The sequence below is a fragment of the Stappia taiwanensis genome (assembly GCF_014635285.1).
Lineage (GTDB): Bacteria > Pseudomonadota > Alphaproteobacteria > Rhizobiales > Stappiaceae > Stappia > Stappia taiwanensis.
Genome location: NZ_BMCR01000005.1, coordinates 230,331 through 249,710, shown reverse-complemented (window position 1 = coordinate 249,710; position 19,380 = coordinate 230,331). Strand labels below are relative to the sequence as shown.

The window sequence follows — 19,380 nt, the reverse complement described above, 5'->3', positions numbered from 1 at the left end:
CCGGGCCGGCACAGGGCCGGCCCGGAACGCATGCGGTTTACTCGGCCGCCATGCGGGCATCCGCTGCTTCGCGCAGGACGAAGTCGAAGCGCAGGGTCAGATCGGTGTCGGCGCCGTCAGGGGCCTTCTCGAAGTTGCCGATCAGGCTTTCCTTGACGGCGAAGACGCTGTCGGTATCGAGCCAGGCACTGTCGGCGTCGTAGATCTGGGTGATCAGCGGGCGGTACCCCTCTCGCGACAGGATGAAATGCAGGTGCCCCGGCCGGTTGGGGTGGTGGCCCATGTAGCGGATCAGCTCACCGGCGGTTTCGTCCTCGGGGATCGGATAGGGCACGGGCCGCACCGCGATGAGGGCGTAGTGGCCGTTCGCGTCGGTCTCGAACCGGCCACGCAGATTGTAGTCCGGCTGGTTCGGGTCGTGGTTCTCGTAGAGCCCGTTTGGGGCGTCTTCCCAGATGTCGAGCGTGACACCGGCAAGCGGGTTGCCGGCGGCATCGCGCACATAGCCTTCGACCCAGACCGTTTCCTGGCCCTCGAAGTTCTTCTGGATGGTGGAGGCGCCCTTCGGCAGGACCGGCGGGTTCTCGCGGTAGAACGGGCCGAGCACGGTGGATTCGCTTTCGCCATTCGCCACCGGGTTGGACAGCATGTCGACCAGCACCTCGACGCCGAGAATGTCGCCCAGAAGAATGAACTCCTGACGTTTGTCGTCGGTGATCTGGCCGGCGCGGGCGAGAAAGTCGCAAGCCGCCAGGAACTCGCCGTGCGACAGCTTCACATCCTTGACGAAGCCGTGCAGGTGCTTGAGCAGCGAGGTCATGATCTCGCGCTGGCGCGCGTCGATCTCTCCGAACTTGCCGAGCGAGCCGATCACGGCATCGGTAACGTTGTCGATGGTGACATTCCGCATTTTCAAAGTCCTCCCTTGGGTGGGTCGCGTTTCGACCGTCCTCCCGCGATCCGGTTTTCCGAATGACACTTGAAGGTTAGTGCAGCGGCGGGATCCTCCCAATGCCGCGAAGGGTATCGGCCGATACTTCGGCCGCAGCATTGGGGGTCACAAGCTGTCGTCCTGTGGTGTGAGCGCACCGAAGCGGCCCTTGTGAAAGGTGAGAGGGCGTCCCTCCGGCGCGATGTCGAGCGCCGTGACCCGGCCGATGAAAATCACGTGATCGCCGGCCTTCACGCTCTGGTGGACATGGGCGGCGAACACGGCAAGGGCGTCCCGGGCGACGGGCAGGCCGTCAAGCTCGCGCAAGGGGCTGCCGATATCGTCCCTGGGCCGTCCGGCGAAATGCATTGCCACATCTTCGGTTCCCGCTGCCAGGATCGACACGGCGAAGCGTCCGGACTGCTCGATCAGCGGCAACATGCGCGCGGTGTCGGCGATGGACACCGCGACCAGCGGCGGATCGAGGGAGATCGACATGAAGGCATTGGCGGTCATGCCATGGTCGCGCGCATCCGCGCGGGTGGTGATGATGGTGACACCGGTGGCAAACGCCCCGCAGGCGTTGCGAAAGGCGAGCGGGTCGATGGGGGCGGCCTGCGGTGTCATGCGCGGTACGGCGTTCATGGGGTCTCCTCCTGTGACGGCGAAATCAGTCGACGGTGCCGGGCAGGCAGCCGAGCGAGGGCCAGCCGTGCAGGCGGCGGGCCTCCTCGCGGCGCCCCTCGCCGAACAGCGCGCGCAACCTGGAACTGGAAATGCGTTCGCCGGTCGTGCAGCCGACATCCTTCAGAACGCGGACGTCGAAATAGCGCGACAGCAGCGCCACGTCGCCCTTGCGGCCCTGGCCAAAGCGAAAGTCCCGGCCGAGCCAGAGTTCGCGCGGATTGAGGCGGCCAAGCTCGGCGATGAAGGCCTCGGCCGGCCGGGCGGCGTAGTCGGCATCGAAGCGAGCGACCACGATGTGATCCACGCCGAAATGGGACAGGCGCCGCAGCTTCTCCTCCAGCGGGGTCAGTTGCAGCACCTTGGCGAACACCGTCTTGGGCGGCGGATCGAAGGTGTAGACGAGCGAGGGCACGCCGCGGCGGCGGGCGCGGGTCACCAGATTGGACAAAAGCGCCTGATGACCGCGATGCACGCCGTCGAAGGTGCCGACGGTGACGAGCGAGGAGGACAGCGCCAGCGCGGCGTGCGGATGCACCTTGGCCGTGCCGCCTGTCGACATGAGGGTTTCCCGATCGGCGATCATGTGCGCTCCTCCCCGAGCAGTCCGGATGGGTTCTCCGTGACCGTCAGAATTCGGCAAAACTGCGGAGGGATCACGGTATCGGTCGATACCTTTCGTTCGGCGGGAATTCGCGGCAGCCTCCTTGCATCTTGCCGGCGGGAGGCTGGCGGGACCGGTGATCGTGCCGAGCGGATTGGGAGGAAAAGACCATGGACGGGATGCGGCCCACCAACACGCCCTACACGGGCAAGAGCTATCTTGAAAGCATTCGGGATGACCGCGAGATCTATCTGCACGGCGAGCGGGTGAAGGATGTCACCACCCATCCCGCCTTCCGCAATTCCACGCGTATGGTGGCGCGCTGGTACGATCGCTTTCACGAAAAGGCCGACCAGATCGGCGTGGCTTGCGACAATGGCAGCGGCGGCGTCACCCATCCGTTCTTTCTCGGGCCGAAATCGGCCGGGGATCTGGTGAAGTCCCGCGATGCGATCGCGGAGTTGCAACGGGTCTCCTTCGGCTGGATGGGCCGCTCTCCCGACTACAAGGCGTCCTTCCTGGGCACGCTCGGCGCCAACTCCGGCTTCTATGGCGAATATGCGGAGAACGCCAAGGCCTGGTACAGCAAGACCCAGGAGCGGCTCGATTACTGGAACCACGCCATCGTCAATCCGCCGATCGACCGGGACAAGGCCATCGAGGAGGTGCGCGACGTCTTCATCCATGTGGAGAAGGAGACCGACGCGGGCCTGGTGGTTTCCGGTGCCAAGGTGGTGGCGACCGGTTCGGCGCTGACCCATTACAATTTCATTGCCCACTATGGCATTCCGATCAAGGACAAGTCCTTCGCGGTGCTGTTCACCGTGCCGATGTCGGCGCAAGGGGTGAAGCTGATCTCGCGCACCTCCTATGAGCTGAACGCGGCGGTTGCCGGCACGCCGTTCGATTATCCGCTGTCCTCGCGTTTTGACGAAAACGACTCCATCCTCGTCTTCGACAAGGTCCTGGTCCCCTGGGAAAACGTGTTCGTCTATGGCGATGTGGCCAAGATCAATACCTTCTTCCCCGCCTCCGGCTTCGTGCCGCGCTTCACGCTGCATGGCTGCACGCGGCTTGCGGTCAAGCTGGAGTTCATCTCCGGCCTGTTCGCCAAGGCGGTGGAGGCAACGGGATCGAAGGACTTCCGGGGCGTGCAGACCGCCGTTGGCGAAGTGCTGGCCTGGGCCAACCTGTTCAAGGGCATGACCGATGCGATGGTGCACAATCCGCTGCCCTGGGACGGCACGGATGGCTATGTGCTGCCCAACACCTACACCGGGCTTGCCTACCGGGTGTTCGCGCCGATGGCCTATGGCCGCATCAAGGAGCTGATCGAGCGTCATGTCGCCTCCGGCCTGATCTACCTGCCGGGCTCGGCGCTCGACTTCGAAAGCCCGGCGGTGCGCCCCTACATCGACCGCTTCGTGCGCGGCTCGAACGGCTATGCGGCCATCGACCGGGTGAAGCTGCTCAAGCTCCTGTGGGATGCCATCGGCTCCGAATTCGGCGGGCGGCATGAGCTCTATGAGCGCAACTACGCCGGTAACTACGAAAACATCCGCATCGAAACGCTGCTGACCGCACAGGCCACCGGCCAGCTCGATGCGATGAAGGCCTTCGCCGAGGAATGCATGAGCGAATACGATCTGAACGGCTGGACCGCCTCCGATCTGGTCAACCCGGCGGATGTCAACGTTCTCAAACAGGTCGCGGCCCTGTGAGCTTCGCGCGGGCGGCGGAGCATGCTGCCGCCCGCGTCCCCCTTGGGCCGGATCACCAACAAGGAGACGCCATGCGCGATACGCTGGAAACCATGCGGGGGCGCCTTGCCGAGACGCCCCATCTCATGCGGCTGGGCCGGCTCTTTACCGAGACGGTGCAGCTTCGCGTCGATGATGCGGAATATTACCTCGACTTCGAGAAGGGCGCGCTTGTCGCCATCACCGAAGGTCCGAGCCGCAAGACGCCCTATCGCTTCGCGCTGGTCACCGATGGCGAGGCGCTCGCCCGTTTCTGGGAGCCGCTTCCCGCCCCGGGCTTTCACGACATCTTCGGGCTGGTGAAGCTTGGGCGCGCGCGGATCGAGGGCGATATTCTCACCCTCGTCAAGAACCTGCGTTTCTTCAAGGAATTCATGGCGCTGGCGCGCCGGGAGGCCGTTCAATGACTGCCATCGAACCGATCACCGGGCGCTATCTCACGGTCACCGTCGAGGGCGCGCCGCGCCGCATCTATTTCGAGGAAGCGGGCGCGGGGCGCCCGGTGCTGTGCCTGCACACCGCCGGCGCCGACACCCGCCAGTGGCGGCATCTGATGAACGATGCGGAGGTGACCGCCTCTCACCGGATGATCGCCTTCGACATGCCCTGGCATGGCAAATCGCTGCCGCCGGAAGGTTTCGAGACGCAGGAATATCTGCTGACCACCGACGCCTACATCGAGACGATCCTGGCCGTGATTGATGGGCTCGGTCTGGAGCGTCCGGTGCTGGCCGGCTGTTCGATGGGCGGGCGGATTGCGTTGCAACTGGCGGCTCTTCACCCGGAGCGGTTTTCCGGCTTCATCGCCATCGAGGCCTCGGATTTCCAGCCCGCCTGGTACGACATCGACTGGTTCCACCGGCCGGATGCCCATGGCGGCGAGATGGGGGCGGCGCTTGTCTCCGCCAACATTTCCCCCCACGCGCCAGACGAAGAGCGCTGGAACACGCTGTGGATGTTCATGCAGTCGGGCCCGGGCGTCTTTCGCGGCGATCTGAGTTTTTATACCCGCGACGACAGCCTGATCGCCCGGCTCGGCCAGATCGACTGTACCCGCACGCCGGTGCATATCCTCGTTGGGGCTTATGACCTCACCTGCACGCCGGAAGACGCGGAACGGACCGCCCGGGCGATTCCCGGAGCGACACTGACGGTGATGGACGAGCTGGGCCATTTCCCGATGAGCGAACACCCGCAAGGCTTCCGCCCGTTCTTCCTCGATGCGCTGGCGCGCATGCGGCAACCGGCGGAGGCCGCCTGAACACATCCCGCCAGTCCACCGGTCTTCGGTGGGAAAGGCTTGATATCAAACGGCGGATGCCCGGCCTGACCATGGCCCGGCGTCCGCCGTTTGTGTTTGACCTGCGCTCTCATCGCCGCAAGGCGCCAACCTGTCAGGCATGTGGCCTGCACTTTGTCGATCCGAAAACATACTCATAGGTATTGACACGAAGGAGGCGAGGTGGTTTCTGGGCGCAGAAAGAGGAGGGACGCGGATGACCGTGGCGAGTTTTCTGCCCTGGCGCCGGGAGGCGCATATCGGCAATCTCATTGATGTCCTGGTAAAGGCGGAACGGGAAAATCCCGAGAGACTCTTTGCCAAAGACCCGACTATCAGCCTGACCTATGCCGAGGCGCTGGCGGCCGTACGTGGCTTTCGTGCCCTGTATGGTGATGTGGTCGAGCGGCGGGATATCGCCTTGTCGATGGCCAATGGTGTCAATTTCCTCGTAACATACCTTGGAGTCTTGTATTCAGGTGGAGTTCCGGCGCTGCTGAATGCGGGGTTGCCACCGAAGACCGGTGAGACTCTGATTGGTGAGCTGTCGCCCGCTGCGGTTTTCACCGATGCGCCGCTGTCGTTCTGCGCGGATGCGGTGACCGTCGATGCGGATCGCCTGCGTATCTGGCTTGCTGCGGATAATGGCGCGGCCAGCGCGTGCGGTTCAGGCGACGACACGGCGACCTATTTCTACTCCGGTGGTACCACCGGTGTGCCGAAGCGGGTGCGCTATACCCATCGCAAGGTACTGGCGGCCGGCGAGCGGATGCAGTGGGGCTGGCCGGTTGCCGACGGCGAGGTCTTCCTGCCGATCGCGCCCTTCAGTCACATCTATGGCTACCTCATGGGGGTCTGCGTGGCGCTGCAATGTGCCGGCTCGTCGATCATGCTTGAGCGGTTCCGGCCGGGCGACGCGCTGGATGCCATCGAGCGGGAAGGGGTGACGGTGCTCGGCGGCGGTCCGCCGGCGATCTACCAGGCCCTGATGTCGGATCCGGACCTGGCGTCGCGCAACCTGTCGACGCTCCGGTTGTGTCCGGGCGGCGGGGCGCCGTTTCCGCTGCATGTCCACGAGACCTGGAAGGAACTGACCGGCCTGACGATCTTCGAGGGCTACGGTATGACCGAGATGGCGCCGATCACCGTCAACACGCTTGAGGCGGGGCACCGCGCTGGCGCGGCGGGAAAACCTGCGCCCGATGTCGAGGTGAGCATCGTCGATCTGGAAACCGGCAAGCGGGAGATGCCGGTTGGCGAAGCCGGTGAGATCCGGGTGCGCGGGCCGCATCTGATGGGCGGGTATTGCAACAATCCGGAAGAGACCGCGCTGGTGCTGCGCGACGGTTGGCTGCACACCGGCGATGTTGGTGTGGTCGACGGGGAGGGGTTCCTCACGATCACGGACAGGAAAAAGAACGTCATTATTCACAAGGGGTTCAACGTCTTCCCCCGCGAAGTGGAAGAGGCGATCCTGACCCATCCCGACATTTCCGGGGCCTGTGTGGTCGGCGCGCCGGATGCGCGCAGCGGCGAGGCGGTGGTGGCCTTCGTCGCGCCGCGCGGCGACGCGCCTCTCGACGTGGATGGGCTGATCGCCCACTGCCGCGACTATCTGCTCGCCTATCGGATGCCGACCCGCATCGAGTGCCTGGAGGAACTGCCGCTGACGCCGGCCGGCAAGCTCGACCGGATCGCATTGAGCCAGCGCGCCTGCCAGGGCGCGCCCGAAGACAGCGTCTGAAGAAAACACAATCGAGGGAGGAAACGGGATGGTCGATTGGACAGATCTGCGCATGCGGGGCCGCGCGACGCTGCTCGCCGGCACGGTGGCGGTTCTTGGAATGGGGCTGTTCTCCGCCGGGGAGGCTGCGGCCGAAAGTGTGACGCTGCGTTACAATCAATGGTTCCCGAGCGGGCATTGGAGTCAGGCCGAAGGGCTCTATCCCTGGTTCGAGGACATCGCCCGGGTCACGGAGGGGCGGGTGACGGTGGAGCCCTCGGCCAAGCCGCTGGCGCCGCCGAACCGCAACTATCAGGCCGTGGTCGATGGCGTGGCGGATATCGCCTGGGGTCCGCATGGCTACACGCCGGGCGTCTTTCCGCTGACGGAGATGGTCGAGTTCCCGTTTATCACCGAGAATGCGGGGCTCTCCTCGCGCGCCTACTGGCGGCTGTGGAAGGCGCATTTCGAGCCGACCGGCATGCAGAGTGACGTCGTGACGCTCGGAATGCATGTGACGGCAGGCGGCAACATTTCCATGCGCGAGGCGCAGGTAACACGGCTCGCCGACCTCAAGGGCAAGAAACTGCGCGTACCCACGCCGGTCGTTGGCCGGGTTCTGGGCAAGATCGGCGCGGTTCCGGTCTCCGGATCGCTTGGCGAACTTCGCGAGATGCTGTCGCGTGGCATCATCGACGGCACGGTGATTTCCGACGAACTGGTCACCGGTTTCCATGTCGACGACGATGTACACGCGGTCACGCGCATTCCCGGCGGCATCTTCTCCAACTCCGCCTTCATCATCGTCAACAAGGCGAAGTGGGAACAGATCAGCGAACAGGACCGCGAAGCGATCCGCGCGTTGTCGGGTGAGCGGCTCAGCGAGATCATGGGCCGGCTGTGGCATGAGAACGACCTCAAGGCGCGCGCCGCGTTCCAGGAGCGCCTCGGAACAGCCTATCAGACGGCGTCGGATGCCTTTCAGGACGAGTTGCGCGCCGCCTATTCCGACGAGTTGGAGGCCTGGAAGGCGCGCGCCCGCGATGCCGGCATCGATCCGGAGGCTGCCCTGGCCTTTTATCGGCAGCAGATCGCGGAGGCCGGTGAATGATCCGGCTTCTGCGGCGCTTGCATGGCGTCCTGCAAGAAGCGCTTCTCCTGCTGACGCGGCTGGCGCTGTTCGGTCTGGTCGGGATCACCGCGGTGGATGTGGTCGGGCGCGTTGCCTTTGGCGCTCCGCTGGGCTTTGCCTATGAGTTGGTCGGTGTTCTGCTTGGTGTTGCGGTCTATGGCGGGCTGGTGCGCGCGGCCTGGCGGCGCGACCACATCCGCATCGACCTGCTGCAACCCTGGCTGAGCCGCCTGCCGGCGTTCGACCGGGCGCGCGAAGCGGCGGTGTGGCTGCTGGAACTGAGCTTCTTCACGCTGCTCGCCATCTACATCTTCCGCCAGATGGGCGCCTTGATGCGCTGGCGCGAGACCTTCCTGTTCCTGCCGCTGGAAAAGTGGTTGCCGCTGGCGGTCTTCGGCGGACTGGCGAGCCTTGCCGTTGTCGCCACGCTGGCGGCCGTGGTGCCGGGTCTGCGCCCGGGCGATGGGGAGCGCGCATCATGATCCTGACGATCAGCGTTGTCACCCTGCTCGTGTTGCTGCTGCTGCGGGTGCCCATTGCCGTGGCGACGGGGCTGGTGGGCCTGTGCGGGCTTGCCGCCTTCCAGGGTTGGCCGGCGGCCTTCGCCCAGGTCGGGATCATCGCCACCGAAACGGTGCTGACCTACGAATTCGCCGTCATTCCGCTGTTCATCGTCATGGGCGCGTTCATTGCGCGCTCGGGCATCGCGGAGGAGCTGTTTCAGGCGTGCTATGCCTTCGTCGGCCATTGGCGGGGCGGGCTGGCCCTGTCGACGGTGGCGGCCTGCGGCGGCTTCGGCGCCGTGTCCGGCTCGTCATTCGCCACTGCCGCCACCATGTCGCGCATTGCCTATCCGCAAATGAAACGGTTCGGCTATCGCGACGACCTGGCGACCGGTTCGATCGCCGCCGGCGGCACGCTCGGCATTCTCATTCCGCCGTCCATCGCGCTGGTCTTCTTCGGCATCATCACCGAAAGCGACATTGGCGCGTTGTTCATGGCCGGCATTCTGCCGGGGATCCTCGGGATCGTGCTCTATGCAGCGGCGGTGCTGTTTGTCGTGGCGCGCAACCCGGAGGCCGGACCGGCGGGCGCGCGCTCCAACTGGCAGCAACGCATCGCGGCGCTGCGCGGCATCTGGGCGGTGCTTCTGCTGTTCGGCCTTGTCATGGGCGGCATCTATGGCGGACTGTTCTCGCCGACGGAAAGTGCCGGAATCGGCGCGGCCGGGGCGCTTCTCATCGCCGTTCTGCGTGGCCGCGCGTCGCTGGAGATGGTGCGCACGGCGCTGGCCGACGGGATCGCGACGACAGTGGCGTTGATGGCCATTCTGATCGGCAGCTTCCTGTTTGCCAATCTGGTCAATGTGGCACGCCTGCCCCAGGACCTGACCGCCGCCATCGAGAGCCTCGGCGTTGCGCCGCTGGCGGTCATCTTCCTGATCATCCTGATCTATCTCGTTCTGGGCTGCATTCTGGAAAGCATCTCCATGATGCTGCTGACCGTACCGGTGTTCTATCCGCTGGTCGTCAGCCTTGGATACGACCTCGTCTGGTTCGGCGTGCTGGTCGTGGTGGTGGTTGAAATCAGCCTGATCACCCCGCCCGTCGGGCTCAATGTCTTCGTCTTGCGCTCCGTGCTGCAGGAGGTCCCGCTGTCGCGGATCTTCCGGGGCGTCGTTCCCTTCGTTGTCGCGGATGTGGCGCGCGTGCTGCTGGTGGTCTTCGTACCCTGGCTGTCACTCGCGCTGCCCGCCTATCTCAAGTGAGGATGTCTGCCATGCTGGATTACAACGCCACCCGGCTTTCGGTGACGGCGGCCGGTCATGACACCAACGTTCACCGCGCGGGCGAGGGCGCACCTGTCGCCCTGCTGCACGGCTCGGGCGCTGGCGTGTCGGCCTGGGCAAACTGGCGCAAGGTGATCGCGCCGCTGTCCGCGCAGTTCGACATCGTGGCGCCGGACATTGCCGGTTTCGGCGCGACCGAGATGAAACCCGATACCCAGTACAACATCATGTTGTGGGTAGAGCATTTCGTCGGTGTGCTCGATGCGCTGGGGCTGGAAAAGGTGTCGGTCGTCGGCAATTCCTTCGGCGGCGCGCTCGGCCTGATGACCGCGATCAATCACCCGGAACGGATCGACCGGCTGGTGCTGCTCGGAACGCCCTGCGGTCGTTTCCCGCTGACCGACGGCCTGCGCGCGCAAGGCGAATTCGACGGCACGATGGACAGCCTGCGCCGCGCGATGAGCTTCTTTCCCCATGATCCCTCCTTCGTCACCGAGGATCTGATCCAGGCGCGTTTCGAGGCTGCAACGCGGGACGGGGCGCTGGAAGCTTTTCGCAAGCTGATGCCTCCGCCGGAAGGCGAGGCCCCGATCGTGCGGGGCATTCCCGAAAAGATGCTGCGCACGGTGAAACATCCCGCCCTGATCCTGCATGGCCGCGAGGACCGGCTGGTTCCCTACGAGCGGGCGCTGGACATGCATCAGTGGCTGGAGAATTCGCAGCTCCACAGCTTTGGCAAGTGCGGCCACTGGGTGCAGATCGAACGGGAAGCCGCCTTCCTGAAGCTGGTCACCGACTTTCTGGGAGAAGACGCATGAGCCGCAACAGTCTCGAAAAGGTGCTCTACGACCTGTCCACCTCGGGCGCGAACAAGAAACTCTTTGCAGCCGATCCAGACAAGTTCCTCGGACGTTATCAGCTCGACGTCGAGGAAAAGACGCTCGTCCGGGATTATCGGGTGCGCGACCTCGCCGACCGGGGCGTGAACACGATGCTGACCTGGGGCTTCTGGCTCCAGGCGGGCAAATCCAATTCCGATTACATGAAAATCATGAAACGAGAGGAGGCCTGACCCATGGCCACGATCGTCGGCGGTTTCGTCGTTCCGCACAATCCGGTGATGTATTTCAACCCCAAGGGCGCCTCTGCCGAACAAAGCGCCACCGTCTATGCCGCCTATGCGCGCATGGCCGAGCGCATTCGGGAGCTGCGCGCCGACACGGCCATCATCATTGGCTGTGACCACTACATACTCTTTGGTACTGAAGCGCTGCCGCCCTATGTCATCTCCACCGGAGAGATCGAGGGGCCGGTCGATCAGCTTCCCGGCATCAAGCGCGCGCCGATTGCCTCCAACGCCGCGCTTGGCGCGCATATCGCGGCGGTCGGTCGGCAGACCGGGTTCGACTGGACGGTCGGGCGCGCCATGCAGGTCGATCACTCCATCGGCATTCCGCATCATCTGATGATCAAGCCCAACGAGGGCATGACCACGGTGGCGGTGATGCTGGCCTGCGGCGTCGATCCTTATCTGCCGATGGCGCGGGCCTGGCAGATCGGCGAGCACATCGCGGCCGCCGTGGAAAGCGACGGCACTGACCAGCGTGTCGTGGTGATCGGCTCGGGCGGCATTTCCCATCATGTCGGCAACGAGCGCATGGGCGAGGTCAACCCGACGTTCGATCGCAAGGTGCTCGACATCGTCGCGCGCGGCGACCGGGAGGCGATGCTGGCACTCACCGACGAGGAAATCCTGCAAGAGGGCGGCAATGGCGCCATGGAAATCCGCACCTATGCCTGCGCGATGGCGGCGACGCGCGCGGCCGGCGGCGAGGTGGTTGCCTATGAACCGATCGAAGGCTGGGTCACCGGCATGGGCTTTGCGGAACTGAAGGTGGCGGCATGATCGAGCTTTGCAACAGCACCGACGTGGTGGAAGGCGAAATCCTGCGCCGCGATGTCGAAGGGTTTCCCGCCGTGGCGTTGACCCGGCACGAGGGGCAGATCTTCGTCTTTCCCGACACCTGTCCGCATGCGGAGGAAAGCCTGTCGGAAGGCTGGGTCGAGGATGGCCGCGTCGTGTGCGGCGTTCATTTCGCCGAATTCGAACTGGGTTCGGGGGAGGTTCACAACCGCCCGGCCGGTTGTCCCAATCTGACGTTTTTCACCTGCGAGGACCGTGACGGCAAGGTCTTCGCCCGCCTGAAGGAGGAGGCATGACCATGTGCAGAGGTTCGTGCCAGGGCGCGGGGCGCCCGGATATGACGCCGGTCTATCCGACGGCTGGCAGCTACCCCGATTTCGCGCGGCTGGTGGATCGCGACACCGCCCAGGTCGATCGCCGGGTGTTTTCCGACGAGGCGGTCTATCAGGCGGAATTGCGCCAGATCTTCGCCCGGGCGTGGCTGTTTCTGGCGCATGAAAGCCAGATTCCAGGGCCCGGCGATTTCATCCGCACCTCGATGGGCGAGGATGACGTGATCGTCGTGCGTCAGCGCGACGGCTCGGTGAAGGCACTGCTCAACTCCTGCCCACATCGCGGCAACCGGGTTTGCATGGTCGATGCCGGCAGCAAGGCGCGCGGCTTCATCTGCAATTATCACGGCTGGTCCTTCGGCCTCGACGGCGGCTTGCGGGGCACCGACGGCAAGGTTTACGAAAAGGACGAAAGCTTCGAGAAGGCGCAGATCGGCCTGACGCCCGTGGCCCAGGTCGCCAGCTACAAGGGGCTGATCTTCGGCACTTTCGACCCCGAAGCGCCAAGCCTTGAAGAGTTTCTCGGCGACTTCACCTTCTATCTCGACATCATGCTCGACAACGAGGAAGGCGGCACCGAATTCATCGGCGGAGCAATCCGTTCCGAAATCGACTGCAACTGGAAATTCCCGGCGGAAAATTTCGTTGGCGACATTCTCCATGCCTTCTGGACGCATCAGTCGGGGGCTCAGGCGATCCTCGGTGGCGGTGTCGACCTGGGCAAGCGGTACGACGAACTGGCCTTTCAGGCGTCGGTCTATGGGCATGGCATTGAATCCAACCTCGACAAGGTCGGCAATACCCGCACGCTCGGCTATCCGGAACTGGTCGACTATATGTTCGACCTGTCGGAGCGCGCCAAGGCGCGGCTGGGCGAGGTGCGCGCACGAGCCATCGGCGCAGTTTCCTCGGCCACGGTCTTCCCCAACATGTCGTTCCTGCCGGGACAGAACACCTTCCGCGTCTGGCATCCGCGCGGGCCGGGCAAGATTGAACTGGTGTCCTGGACCATCGTCAACAAGAACGCTCCGGAACGCATCAAGGATCTCTACCGCAAGGGCGTGATGATGACCTTCTCGCCCGGCGGCGTCTTCGAGATGGATGACGGCGAGAACTGGGAATATTCGACCCGCGTCAATCAGGGCTTCGTCACCCGCCAGCAGCCGCTGCACTACGCACTGGGCCTGGGCTCCGAGGATCTGGAACGCGACCTGCCGGGCATCGTGCACAAGGGCTCGATGAACGACGCCAATCAACGGCTGTTCTACACCCGCTGGGCGGAATTCATGGAGCATGACAACTGGGCGGATTTGCAAAACGGCGCCACGGCGGCGCCAGCACGTCCCAAGGCTGCGGCGGAGTGAGCGCGATGACGGATATTCTCGACATCTCACGGCCCTTCGCCGCCTATGATCGGCCAGCCGACGCGGAGACGGAACGGGCGGTGACCCGGTTCCTCAATGCCGAGGCCCGAACCCTCGACCGCGAGGCCTATCAGGAGTGGCTCGATCATTTCGTGGACGAGGACATCCACTATTGGATGCCCGATATGGAAACGCGCAACCGCTCGGATGCGCGCGGCCCCTATCGCCACGGCGACAGCGCCTATTTCGACGACACCTTGTCCGAACTCAAGGTCCGGGTCGCGCGCTTCGTCGAGCCCTCCGCGTGGGCCGACAACCCCGCCACGCGGCACCTGCACCTGATCTCCAACATCGAGGTTTATGAGACCGGCGACCCATCGCTGCTGGCCGTGTGCTCGGTCTTCACCAATGTGCGCAACCGCAACGAGACGGACCAGGACGTGATCCACGGTCGCCGGGAAGACGTGCTGCGCCGCCACGGCGAGGGGTTTCGCCTGGCGCGCCGACGCATCCTGATCGTGCAGAACGTGCTTCTGTCGAAGAACCTCAACACGTTCCTGTGAGGGGAGGAGGGACCATGAGCGAGACCTTGCGGGAAACGCCGCCGCGGGAGGCGGCCAATGGCCGACTGGCGGGACAGGTCGCCCTTGTCACCGGCGGCGGCAAGGGCATCGGTCGGGCCGTTGTCGAGCGGTTTATTGCCGAAGGCGCGCGCGTCGGCGTCCTGGTGCGCTCGGAGACCGACGTGGACAACTTGCGCGCCGCTCATGGCGCGTCGGTCTGCCCGGTGCTGGGCGATGTGCGCGACTGGGAGGCGAACCGGCAAGCGGTCGAGACGGTGGTTACCACCTATGGCAAGCTCGACACGCTGGTGCCCAATGCCGGTGTCTACGACTTCGGCGACCGGTTCGAGGACATTGCCGGCGAGGATCTGGCACAGCGGTATCGGCAGTTGTTCGATGTCAATGTGCTCGGCTATCTGCTGGCCGTCCGCGCAGGGCTGGACGCCCTGCGCGAGACGCGCGGCTCGATCGTCTTCACCCTGTCGTCCTCGTCCTTCTTTTCCGGCGGCGGCGGGACGCTCTATGTCGGCTCCAAGCACGGACTTGTCGGGGTCGTGCGCCAGCTTGCCTTCGAGCTGGCGCCGGACATCCGGGTCAACGCCGTGGCCCCCGGTGGCACCCGCACCAACCTTGGCGGGCTGCCGGGCGACGAACGCCAGCTTGCCGGGCTCGACGGCTTCGACGCGATGGTGGCGAAGACGGTGCCGCTCGGGTTCCTATCCGAACCGGAAGATCACGCCGGACTTTACGTGACATTGGCCAGCAGAGCCGAAAGCGGCTTCGTCACGGCGGAAATCATCCGCTCCGACGGCGGGCTGGAGGTGCGCGGCGGAGGCCGGCGCAAGCGGGGGGCATCCTCATGAAAAAGGAAACGAGCGATGCGCGGGCGCGCGTCGCGGCCCTGAAAGCACGGTTGCGCCTGCCGGTGATCGTCGCGCCGATGTTTCTGGTGTCGGGGCCGGAGATGGTCATTGCCGCCTGCAAGGCCGGGGTGATGGGCGCCTTGCCCGGCCCGAACGCCCGCACGGTGGACGACCTGAAAGCTATCTTCGAGACGATCCACGCACGGGTCGGACCGCAGGACGCGCCCTGGGCCTTCAACATGATCACCCATTCAAGCTATGGCCGTTTCGAGGAAGAGCTTGCTCTGGTCGCCGCCTATCGGCCGGAACTGGTGATCACCGCCCTTGGCGGACCGCATCGGGTCACCGACACCGTGCATGGCTATGGCGGTCTTGTGTTCGCGGATGTGAACAGCCCCACCTACGCCCGCAAGGCCGTGGACAAGGGGGCCGACGGCCTCGTTCTGGTGTGCTCCGGAGCCGGCGGACATACCGGCGAATATGCAATGCTTCCCTTTATCGAGGAGGTCCGGCGTTTCTTCGATGGGCCGATCGCCGTTGGTGGCGGGATCGGGACCGGCCGGGCCGTGCGGGCGGTCGAGCTTCTGGGCGCGGATTTCGCCTATGTCGGCACGCGCTTTCTCGCCGCGCGCGAAACCCTGATTTCCGATGCCTACCGGCAAATGGTGATCGACAGCGCGATGGAGGATCTGATCGCCTCGCGGGCGATCACCGGTGCGCTGGGCAACTGGATGCGCGCCAGCGTCGAGGCGGCAGGCATCTCCCCTGACGCCATGCGTGCGGATGCGAAGATCGACTTTTCCGGAGACATGCACTCCGGCGCCAAGGCCTGGAAACACGTGTGGAGTGCGGGCCAGGGCGTTGGCGGCATCGCCAGGACCGAGCCGCTGGCCGACATCGTCGAAGGGCTCGCCGCCGACTATGCGGCGGTGCAGCCGGGTGAAGCGGGCGTTGCCATGCGGCGCGCAGAACGGGAACTGACAGCATGACCCTTGATGACATCGCCCGTGCGCTGCGGGAGGCGGACGCCACCGGCGCGCCGATCCTGCCGGTGCGCGATGAGCTTGCCACGGCGGAAGACGCCTATGCCGTGCAGGAAATCAACACCGCCGCGCGGCTGGCCGCCGGCGGGCGCCTGGTCGGCCGCAAGATCGGCCTGACCAATCCGGCGGTGCAGCGCCAACTCGGCGTCGATCAGCCCGATTACGGCATGCTGTTTGCCGACATGGACGTGCCCCACGACGGCGAGATCCCCTTCGTCGCCGGCGCGCAGATGAAGGCGGAGGCGGAGCTGGCCTTCATCCTCGGCCGGCCGCTCACCGCGCCCGACTGCACCATGGCCGAGGTGATCCGCGCGGTGGAGTACGTGGTGCCGAGCCTTGAGATCGTCGGCTCGCGCATCGCCAACTGGGACATCCGCTTCGTCGATACGGTCGCCGACAACGCTTCTTCCGCCTTCTTCACCCTCGGCCCCTCGGCCCGGCGGCTCGACGGCGCCGACCTGCTCGATTGCCGGATGCAAATGCGCTGCGGCGATCAGGTGGTCAGCGAAGGCAGCGGCCGCGCCTGCCTCGGCTCGCCGCTCAACGCGCTTCTATGGCTCGCCCGGGTGATGGCCCGGGCCGGCCGGCCGCTCGGCGAAGGCGACGTGGTGCTGTCCGGCGCGCTCGGGCCGATGGTCGCCGCCACCCCCGGCGCCCGGTTCGTTGCCGAGATCGAAGGCTTTGGCGAGACCGCCGTCACATTCGGAGAAGCAGAATGAACAGGATCAAGGCCGCGATCATCGGCTCGGGCAACATCGGCACCGACCTGATGATCAAGATCATGCGCCTGTCGAAGGTGCTGGAGATGGGCGCCATGGTCGGCATCGACCCGGCCAGCGACGGGCTGGCCCGGGCGACCCGCCTTGGCGTCGCCACCACCCACAAAGGGCTCGACGGCCTGCGCGCGCTGCCGGAATATGACGCCATTCGCATCGTCTTCGATGCCACCTCTGCCGGCGCCCACAAGCGCCATTCCGAGGCGCTGATCGCCGATGGCAAGCAGGTGATCGACCTGACGCCGGCGGCCCTTGGCCCCTTCACCGTGCCCTCGGTCAATCTCGATGCCAATCTGGCCGAGCCGAATGTCAACATGGTGACCTGCGGCGGCCAGGCGACCATCCCGATGGTGGCGGCGGTCAACCGGGTGGCGAAGGTGCATTACGGCGAGATCGTCGCCTCCATCTCGTCGAAATCCGCCGGGCCCGGCACCCGCGCCAACATCGACGAGTTCACCGAGACCACCGCCCATGCGATCGAGGCGGTGGGCGGCGCCACCCGCGGCAAGGCGATCATCATCCTCAATCCGGCCGAACCGCCGCTGATCATGCGCGACACGGTGTTCTGCCTGTGCGACGACGCCGACGAGGCGGATATCCGCGCCTCGGTTGCGGCAATGGTGGCCGAGGTGCAGTCCTATGTGCCGGGCTACCGGCTGAAGCAGGAGGTGCAGTTCGAGCGGATCGGCGACAACGCCCCGCTCACCATCCCGGAGATGGACCGGAGCTTCACCGGGCTCAAGGTCTCGATCTTCCTGGAGGTGGAGGGCGCGGCCCATTACCTGCCGGCCTACGCGGGCAATCTCGACATCATGACCTCCGCCGCGCTGCGCACCGCCGAGCGCCTGGCGGTGAAGCGCAACTGGGTGGAGGTCGCCTGACATGACCAAGCTTTATCTTCAGGACGTCACCTTGCGCGATGGCATGCACGCCCTGCGTCACCAGTATGATCTTGGTCATGTCCGCGCCATCGCCGAGGCGCTGGAAGAAGCGGGGGTCGATGCCATCGAGGTGGCCCATGGCGACGGGCTGACCGGCTCCACCTTCACCTATGGCTTCGGCAAATGCACCGATGCGGCCTGGATCGCGGAAGCGGCGAAGGTGTGCAAACGCGCCCGGCTGACGACGCTGCTGATCCCCGGCATCGGCACTATTGAGGACCTGCGCCGTGCCCGGGACGTGGGCGTTACCTCCGTGCGCGTCGCCACCCATTCCACCGAAGCGGATGTGTCGGCGCAGCATATCGCCGCCGCCGTCGAGATGGGGATGGATGTCAGCGGCTTTCTGATGATGTCGCATATGACGCCGCCGGAGGTGCTGGCCGGCGAAGCGGCCAAGATGGAAAGCTATGGCGCGGCCTGTGTCTATGTGACCGATTCGGGCGGCGGCATGGTGATGCGCGATGTGGCGGCCCGGTTCGAGGCCTATGACACGGTGCTGAAGCCGGAGACGGTACGCGGCGCGCATATGCATGAGAACCTGTCGCTGGCGGTGGCGAACTCGGTGGTGGCGGTGGAGCATGGCGCGACCCGGGTCGATGCCTCGCTCGCCGGCATGGGGGCCGGGGCCGGCAACACGCCGCTGGAAGCCTTCATCGCGGTGGCCAACCTGATGGGCTGGGAGCATGGCTGCGACCTGTTCAAGCTGCAGGACGCGGCCGAAGAGCTGGTGCGGCCGCTGCAGGACCGGCCGGTGCGGGTCGACCGGGAGACCATGACGCTCGGCTATGCCGGGGTCTACTCCAGCTTCCTGCGCCACGCGGAACAGGCGTCGGACCGCTTCGGCATCGACACCCGCGACATTCTGGTGGAACTGGGCAAGCGCCGCATGGTCGGCGGACAGGAAGACATGATCACCGACGTCGCCCTCGATCTGGTGAAGGAAAGGTGAGGGGCGACGGGGCTAGCTTTCCGGGCGGTCCCCGTCCGCCGGAGGGGGCGCGGGCGGGGCCAGCATCGCCAGCGCGGTCTCCAGAAACTCCTCCTGCGACACCCGGTCGAGGGTCCGGTGCAAGGTGGCGTCGCCGATCATCAGGCAATAGGTGACGTAGCCGCGCCGGCGGGCCTCCTCCGGTCCATAGCCGAGGTCGCGGAACAGCCGTTCGAAATAGTCCTGGCGGATTTCATCGACCTCTTCCACCACCTCGCGCGGCATGTCCACCCGGCGGGCCCAGTCGCGAATGCTCGATTCGATCTGGGCGAAAGCCGGCGATTTTGGCTGGCGGGGCAGAGCCATCAGGTTGCGCAGCCGCTCCAGCGCCTTCTCGCCCGAGCGGGTGATGGAGCGGATGACATTGAGCGTCATGCGCCGGCGCCAGTTCGACAGGAGTGCGATCAGCAATTCGTTCCGCGTGGCGAAGTGCCAGTAGAAGCTGCCTTTCGTCACGCCGAGCATCTTGCACAGGGTGTCGATCTTGATGCCGCGCACGTTCTCGCGAACGAGGATTGTCGTGGCGGCGTCGATCCAGTCCTGCTCGTTGAGCGGCGCGTCCTTGTGGCGGCGGGTGGGGCTGCGTTTGCGGCGCTGCGGCGTCGCCGGCGCTTCGGTCTCGTCGGCTTCGCCGGTCAAGAGGGCAATCCTTTGCAGGAGGCAAGAGCTTGAATCAGGATGCAG

The 19,380-nt window shown here is 65.3% G+C and carries 22 protein-coding genes; 18 read left to right on the top strand and 4 right to left on the bottom strand.

Annotation, left to right across the window (positions count from 1 at the left end; genetic code table 11):
- Positions 1 to 37: 37 nt before the first annotated feature.
- From IEV83_RS13770 to IEV83_RS13760, 3 genes are all read right to left on the bottom strand, one after another.
- Entirely contained in the window at positions 38 to 910 is an 873-nt protein-coding gene (locus IEV83_RS13770) for a dioxygenase family protein (protein WP_181761828.1), read from the bottom strand.
- A gap of 147 nt (positions 911 to 1,057) precedes the next feature.
- Entirely contained in the window at positions 1,058 to 1,576 is a 519-nt protein-coding gene (locus tag IEV83_RS13765) for a flavin reductase family protein (RefSeq protein ID WP_244628191.1), read from the bottom strand.
- Between the two features lie 25 nt (positions 1,577 to 1,601).
- Positions 1,602 to 2,201: an FAD synthetase family protein gene (locus IEV83_RS13760; protein WP_209003159.1), complete on the bottom strand. Its 600-nt coding sequence runs from the start codon at positions 2,199 to 2,201 to the stop codon at positions 1,602 to 1,604.
- A 188-nt stretch (positions 2,202 to 2,389) separates the two neighbouring features.
- On the opposite strand from IEV83_RS13760, the gene IEV83_RS13755 reads away from it, so the two are divergent.
- From IEV83_RS13755 to dmpG, 18 genes are all read left to right on the top strand, one after another.
- Positions 2,390 to 3,940 (top strand): 4-hydroxyphenylacetate 3-hydroxylase N-terminal domain-containing protein, encoded by a 1,551-nt coding sequence (locus IEV83_RS13755; protein ID WP_181761829.1) that lies wholly within the window; start codon positions 2,390 to 2,392, stop codon positions 3,938 to 3,940.
- A gap of 71 nt (positions 3,941 to 4,011) precedes the next feature.
- The gene (locus tag IEV83_RS13750; protein WP_181761830.1) at positions 4,012 to 4,386 is read left to right on the top strand and encodes a hypothetical protein; all 375 of its coding nucleotides are present in this window, start codon (positions 4,012 to 4,014) and stop codon (positions 4,384 to 4,386) included.
- Entirely contained in the window at positions 4,383 to 5,240 is an 858-nt protein-coding gene (locus IEV83_RS13745; RefSeq protein ID WP_181761831.1) for an alpha/beta fold hydrolase, read from the top strand. Before IEV83_RS13750 ends, IEV83_RS13745 begins: the two co-directional genes overlap by 4 nt.
- Before the next feature lie 235 nt (positions 5,241 to 5,475).
- Positions 5,476 to 7,002 carry a class I adenylate-forming enzyme family protein gene (locus tag IEV83_RS13740; RefSeq protein ID WP_181761832.1) on the top strand — a complete coding sequence of 509 codons (1,527 nt, stop codon included), beginning with the start codon at positions 5,476 to 5,478 and terminating at the stop codon, positions 7,000 to 7,002.
- A gap of 28 nt (positions 7,003 to 7,030) precedes the next feature.
- Complete coding sequence (locus tag IEV83_RS13735) at positions 7,031 to 8,092, top strand: TRAP transporter substrate-binding protein (protein ID WP_209003158.1); 1,062 nt, start codon at positions 7,031 to 7,033, stop codon at positions 8,090 to 8,092.
- On the top strand, positions 8,089 to 8,595 hold the full coding sequence (locus IEV83_RS13730; protein WP_181761833.1) for a TRAP transporter small permease: 507 nt from the start codon (positions 8,089 to 8,091) through the stop codon (positions 8,593 to 8,595). Before IEV83_RS13735 ends, IEV83_RS13730 begins: the two co-directional genes overlap by 4 nt.
- A complete protein-coding gene (locus IEV83_RS13725) occupies positions 8,589 to 9,881 on the top strand; it encodes a TRAP transporter large permease (RefSeq protein ID WP_443096376.1) in 1,293 nt (430 codons plus the stop codon). Before IEV83_RS13730 ends, IEV83_RS13725 begins: the two co-directional genes overlap by 7 nt.
- 11 nt (positions 9,882 to 9,892) lie before the next feature.
- Positions 9,893 to 10,720, top strand: a complete 828-nt coding sequence (locus IEV83_RS13720) for an alpha/beta fold hydrolase (RefSeq protein WP_209003157.1) — start codon at positions 9,893 to 9,895, stop codon at positions 10,718 to 10,720.
- Positions 10,717 to 10,974 (top strand): hypothetical protein, encoded by a 258-nt coding sequence (locus IEV83_RS13715; RefSeq protein ID WP_181761836.1) that lies wholly within the window; start codon positions 10,717 to 10,719, stop codon positions 10,972 to 10,974. Before IEV83_RS13720 ends, IEV83_RS13715 begins: the two co-directional genes overlap by 4 nt.
- A gap of 3 nt (positions 10,975 to 10,977) precedes the next feature.
- Positions 10,978 to 11,808: a DODA-type extradiol aromatic ring-opening family dioxygenase gene (locus tag IEV83_RS13710; RefSeq protein ID WP_181761837.1), complete on the top strand. Its 831-nt coding sequence runs from the start codon at positions 10,978 to 10,980 to the stop codon at positions 11,806 to 11,808.
- Positions 11,805 to 12,122: a Rieske (2Fe-2S) protein gene (locus IEV83_RS13705; protein ID WP_181761838.1), complete on the top strand. Its 318-nt coding sequence runs from the start codon at positions 11,805 to 11,807 to the stop codon at positions 12,120 to 12,122. The genes IEV83_RS13710 and IEV83_RS13705 overlap by 4 nt, the downstream gene beginning before the upstream one ends.
- Positions 12,119 to 13,522 (top strand): aromatic ring-hydroxylating oxygenase subunit alpha, encoded by a 1,404-nt coding sequence (locus IEV83_RS13700; protein ID WP_209003156.1) that lies wholly within the window; start codon positions 12,119 to 12,121, stop codon positions 13,520 to 13,522. Before IEV83_RS13705 ends, IEV83_RS13700 begins: the two co-directional genes overlap by 4 nt.
- Before the next feature lie 5 nt (positions 13,523 to 13,527).
- Entirely contained in the window at positions 13,528 to 14,085 is a 558-nt protein-coding gene (locus tag IEV83_RS13695) for a 3-phenylpropionate/cinnamic acid dioxygenase subunit beta (RefSeq protein ID WP_181761839.1), read from the top strand.
- Positions 14,086 to 14,099: 14 nt separating this feature from the next.
- On the top strand, positions 14,100 to 14,948 hold the full coding sequence (hcaB, locus tag IEV83_RS13690) for a 3-(cis-5,6-dihydroxycyclohexa-1,3-dien-1-yl)propanoate dehydrogenase (RefSeq protein ID WP_181761840.1): 849 nt from the start codon (positions 14,100 to 14,102) through the stop codon (positions 14,946 to 14,948).
- Positions 14,945 to 15,937: an NAD(P)H-dependent flavin oxidoreductase gene (locus IEV83_RS13685; RefSeq protein WP_181761841.1), complete on the top strand. Its 993-nt coding sequence runs from the start codon at positions 14,945 to 14,947 to the stop codon at positions 15,935 to 15,937. The genes hcaB and IEV83_RS13685 overlap by 4 nt, the downstream gene beginning before the upstream one ends.
- Positions 15,934 to 16,710, top strand: coding sequence for a 2-keto-4-pentenoate hydratase (locus IEV83_RS13680; RefSeq protein ID WP_188478608.1), 777 nt, complete (start codon positions 15,934 to 15,936; stop codon positions 16,708 to 16,710). Before IEV83_RS13685 ends, IEV83_RS13680 begins: the two co-directional genes overlap by 4 nt.
- Positions 16,707 to 17,648 (top strand): acetaldehyde dehydrogenase (acetylating), encoded by a 942-nt coding sequence (locus IEV83_RS13675; protein WP_188478607.1) that lies wholly within the window; start codon positions 16,707 to 16,709, stop codon positions 17,646 to 17,648. The genes IEV83_RS13680 and IEV83_RS13675 overlap by 4 nt, the downstream gene beginning before the upstream one ends.
- 1 nt (position 17,649) lies before the next feature.
- Positions 17,650 to 18,657, top strand: a complete 1,008-nt coding sequence (gene dmpG / locus IEV83_RS13670) for a 4-hydroxy-2-oxovalerate aldolase (protein WP_181759798.1) — start codon at positions 17,650 to 17,652, stop codon at positions 18,655 to 18,657.
- A gap of 12 nt (positions 18,658 to 18,669) precedes the next feature.
- Here dmpG and IEV83_RS13665 read toward each other — a convergent pair whose 3' ends face one another.
- Entirely contained in the window at positions 18,670 to 19,335 is a 666-nt protein-coding gene (locus IEV83_RS13665; RefSeq protein ID WP_209003155.1) for a TetR/AcrR family transcriptional regulator, read from the bottom strand.
- Between the last annotated feature and the right edge of the window lie 45 nt (positions 19,336 to 19,380).

What these genes read in the sequence shown, in the direction of transcription:
- IEV83_RS13770 (WP_181761828.1), bottom strand. Translation starts at nt 910, where the DNA reads ATGCGGAATGTCACCATCGACAACGTTACCGATGCCGTGATCGGCTCG.
- IEV83_RS13765 (WP_244628191.1), bottom strand. Translation starts at nt 1,576, where the DNA reads ATGAACGCCGTACCGCGCATGACACCGCAGGCCGCCCCCATCGACCCG.
- IEV83_RS13760 (WP_209003159.1), bottom strand. Translation starts at nt 2,201, where the DNA reads ATGATCGCCGATCGGGAAACCCTCATGTCGACAGGCGGCACGGCCAAG.
- IEV83_RS13755 (WP_181761829.1), top strand. Translation starts at nt 2,390, where the DNA reads ATGGACGGGATGCGGCCCACCAACACGCCCTACACGGGCAAGAGCTAT.
- IEV83_RS13750 (WP_181761830.1), top strand. Translation starts at nt 4,012, where the DNA reads ATGCGCGATACGCTGGAAACCATGCGGGGGCGCCTTGCCGAGACGCCC.
- IEV83_RS13745 (WP_181761831.1), top strand. Translation starts at nt 4,383, where the DNA reads ATGACTGCCATCGAACCGATCACCGGGCGCTATCTCACGGTCACCGTC.
- IEV83_RS13740 (WP_181761832.1), top strand. Translation starts at nt 5,476, where the DNA reads ATGACCGTGGCGAGTTTTCTGCCCTGGCGCCGGGAGGCGCATATCGGC.
- IEV83_RS13735 (WP_209003158.1), top strand. Translation starts at nt 7,031, where the DNA reads ATGGTCGATTGGACAGATCTGCGCATGCGGGGCCGCGCGACGCTGCTC.
- IEV83_RS13730 (WP_181761833.1), top strand. Translation starts at nt 8,089, where the DNA reads ATGATCCGGCTTCTGCGGCGCTTGCATGGCGTCCTGCAAGAAGCGCTT.
- IEV83_RS13720 (WP_209003157.1), top strand. Translation starts at nt 9,893, where the DNA reads ATGCTGGATTACAACGCCACCCGGCTTTCGGTGACGGCGGCCGGTCAT.
- IEV83_RS13715 (WP_181761836.1), top strand. Translation starts at nt 10,717, where the DNA reads ATGAGCCGCAACAGTCTCGAAAAGGTGCTCTACGACCTGTCCACCTCG.
- IEV83_RS13710 (WP_181761837.1), top strand. Translation starts at nt 10,978, where the DNA reads ATGGCCACGATCGTCGGCGGTTTCGTCGTTCCGCACAATCCGGTGATG.
- IEV83_RS13705 (WP_181761838.1), top strand. Translation starts at nt 11,805, where the DNA reads ATGATCGAGCTTTGCAACAGCACCGACGTGGTGGAAGGCGAAATCCTG.
- IEV83_RS13700 (WP_209003156.1), top strand. Translation starts at nt 12,119, where the DNA reads ATGACCATGTGCAGAGGTTCGTGCCAGGGCGCGGGGCGCCCGGATATG.
- IEV83_RS13695 (WP_181761839.1), top strand. Translation starts at nt 13,528, where the DNA reads ATGACGGATATTCTCGACATCTCACGGCCCTTCGCCGCCTATGATCGG.
- hcaB (WP_181761840.1), top strand. Translation starts at nt 14,100, where the DNA reads ATGAGCGAGACCTTGCGGGAAACGCCGCCGCGGGAGGCGGCCAATGGC.
- IEV83_RS13685 (WP_181761841.1), top strand. Translation starts at nt 14,945, where the DNA reads ATGAAAAAGGAAACGAGCGATGCGCGGGCGCGCGTCGCGGCCCTGAAA.
- IEV83_RS13680 (WP_188478608.1), top strand. Translation starts at nt 15,934, where the DNA reads ATGACCCTTGATGACATCGCCCGTGCGCTGCGGGAGGCGGACGCCACC.
- IEV83_RS13675 (WP_188478607.1), top strand. Translation starts at nt 16,707, where the DNA reads ATGAACAGGATCAAGGCCGCGATCATCGGCTCGGGCAACATCGGCACC.
- dmpG (WP_181759798.1), top strand. Translation starts at nt 17,650, where the DNA reads ATGACCAAGCTTTATCTTCAGGACGTCACCTTGCGCGATGGCATGCAC.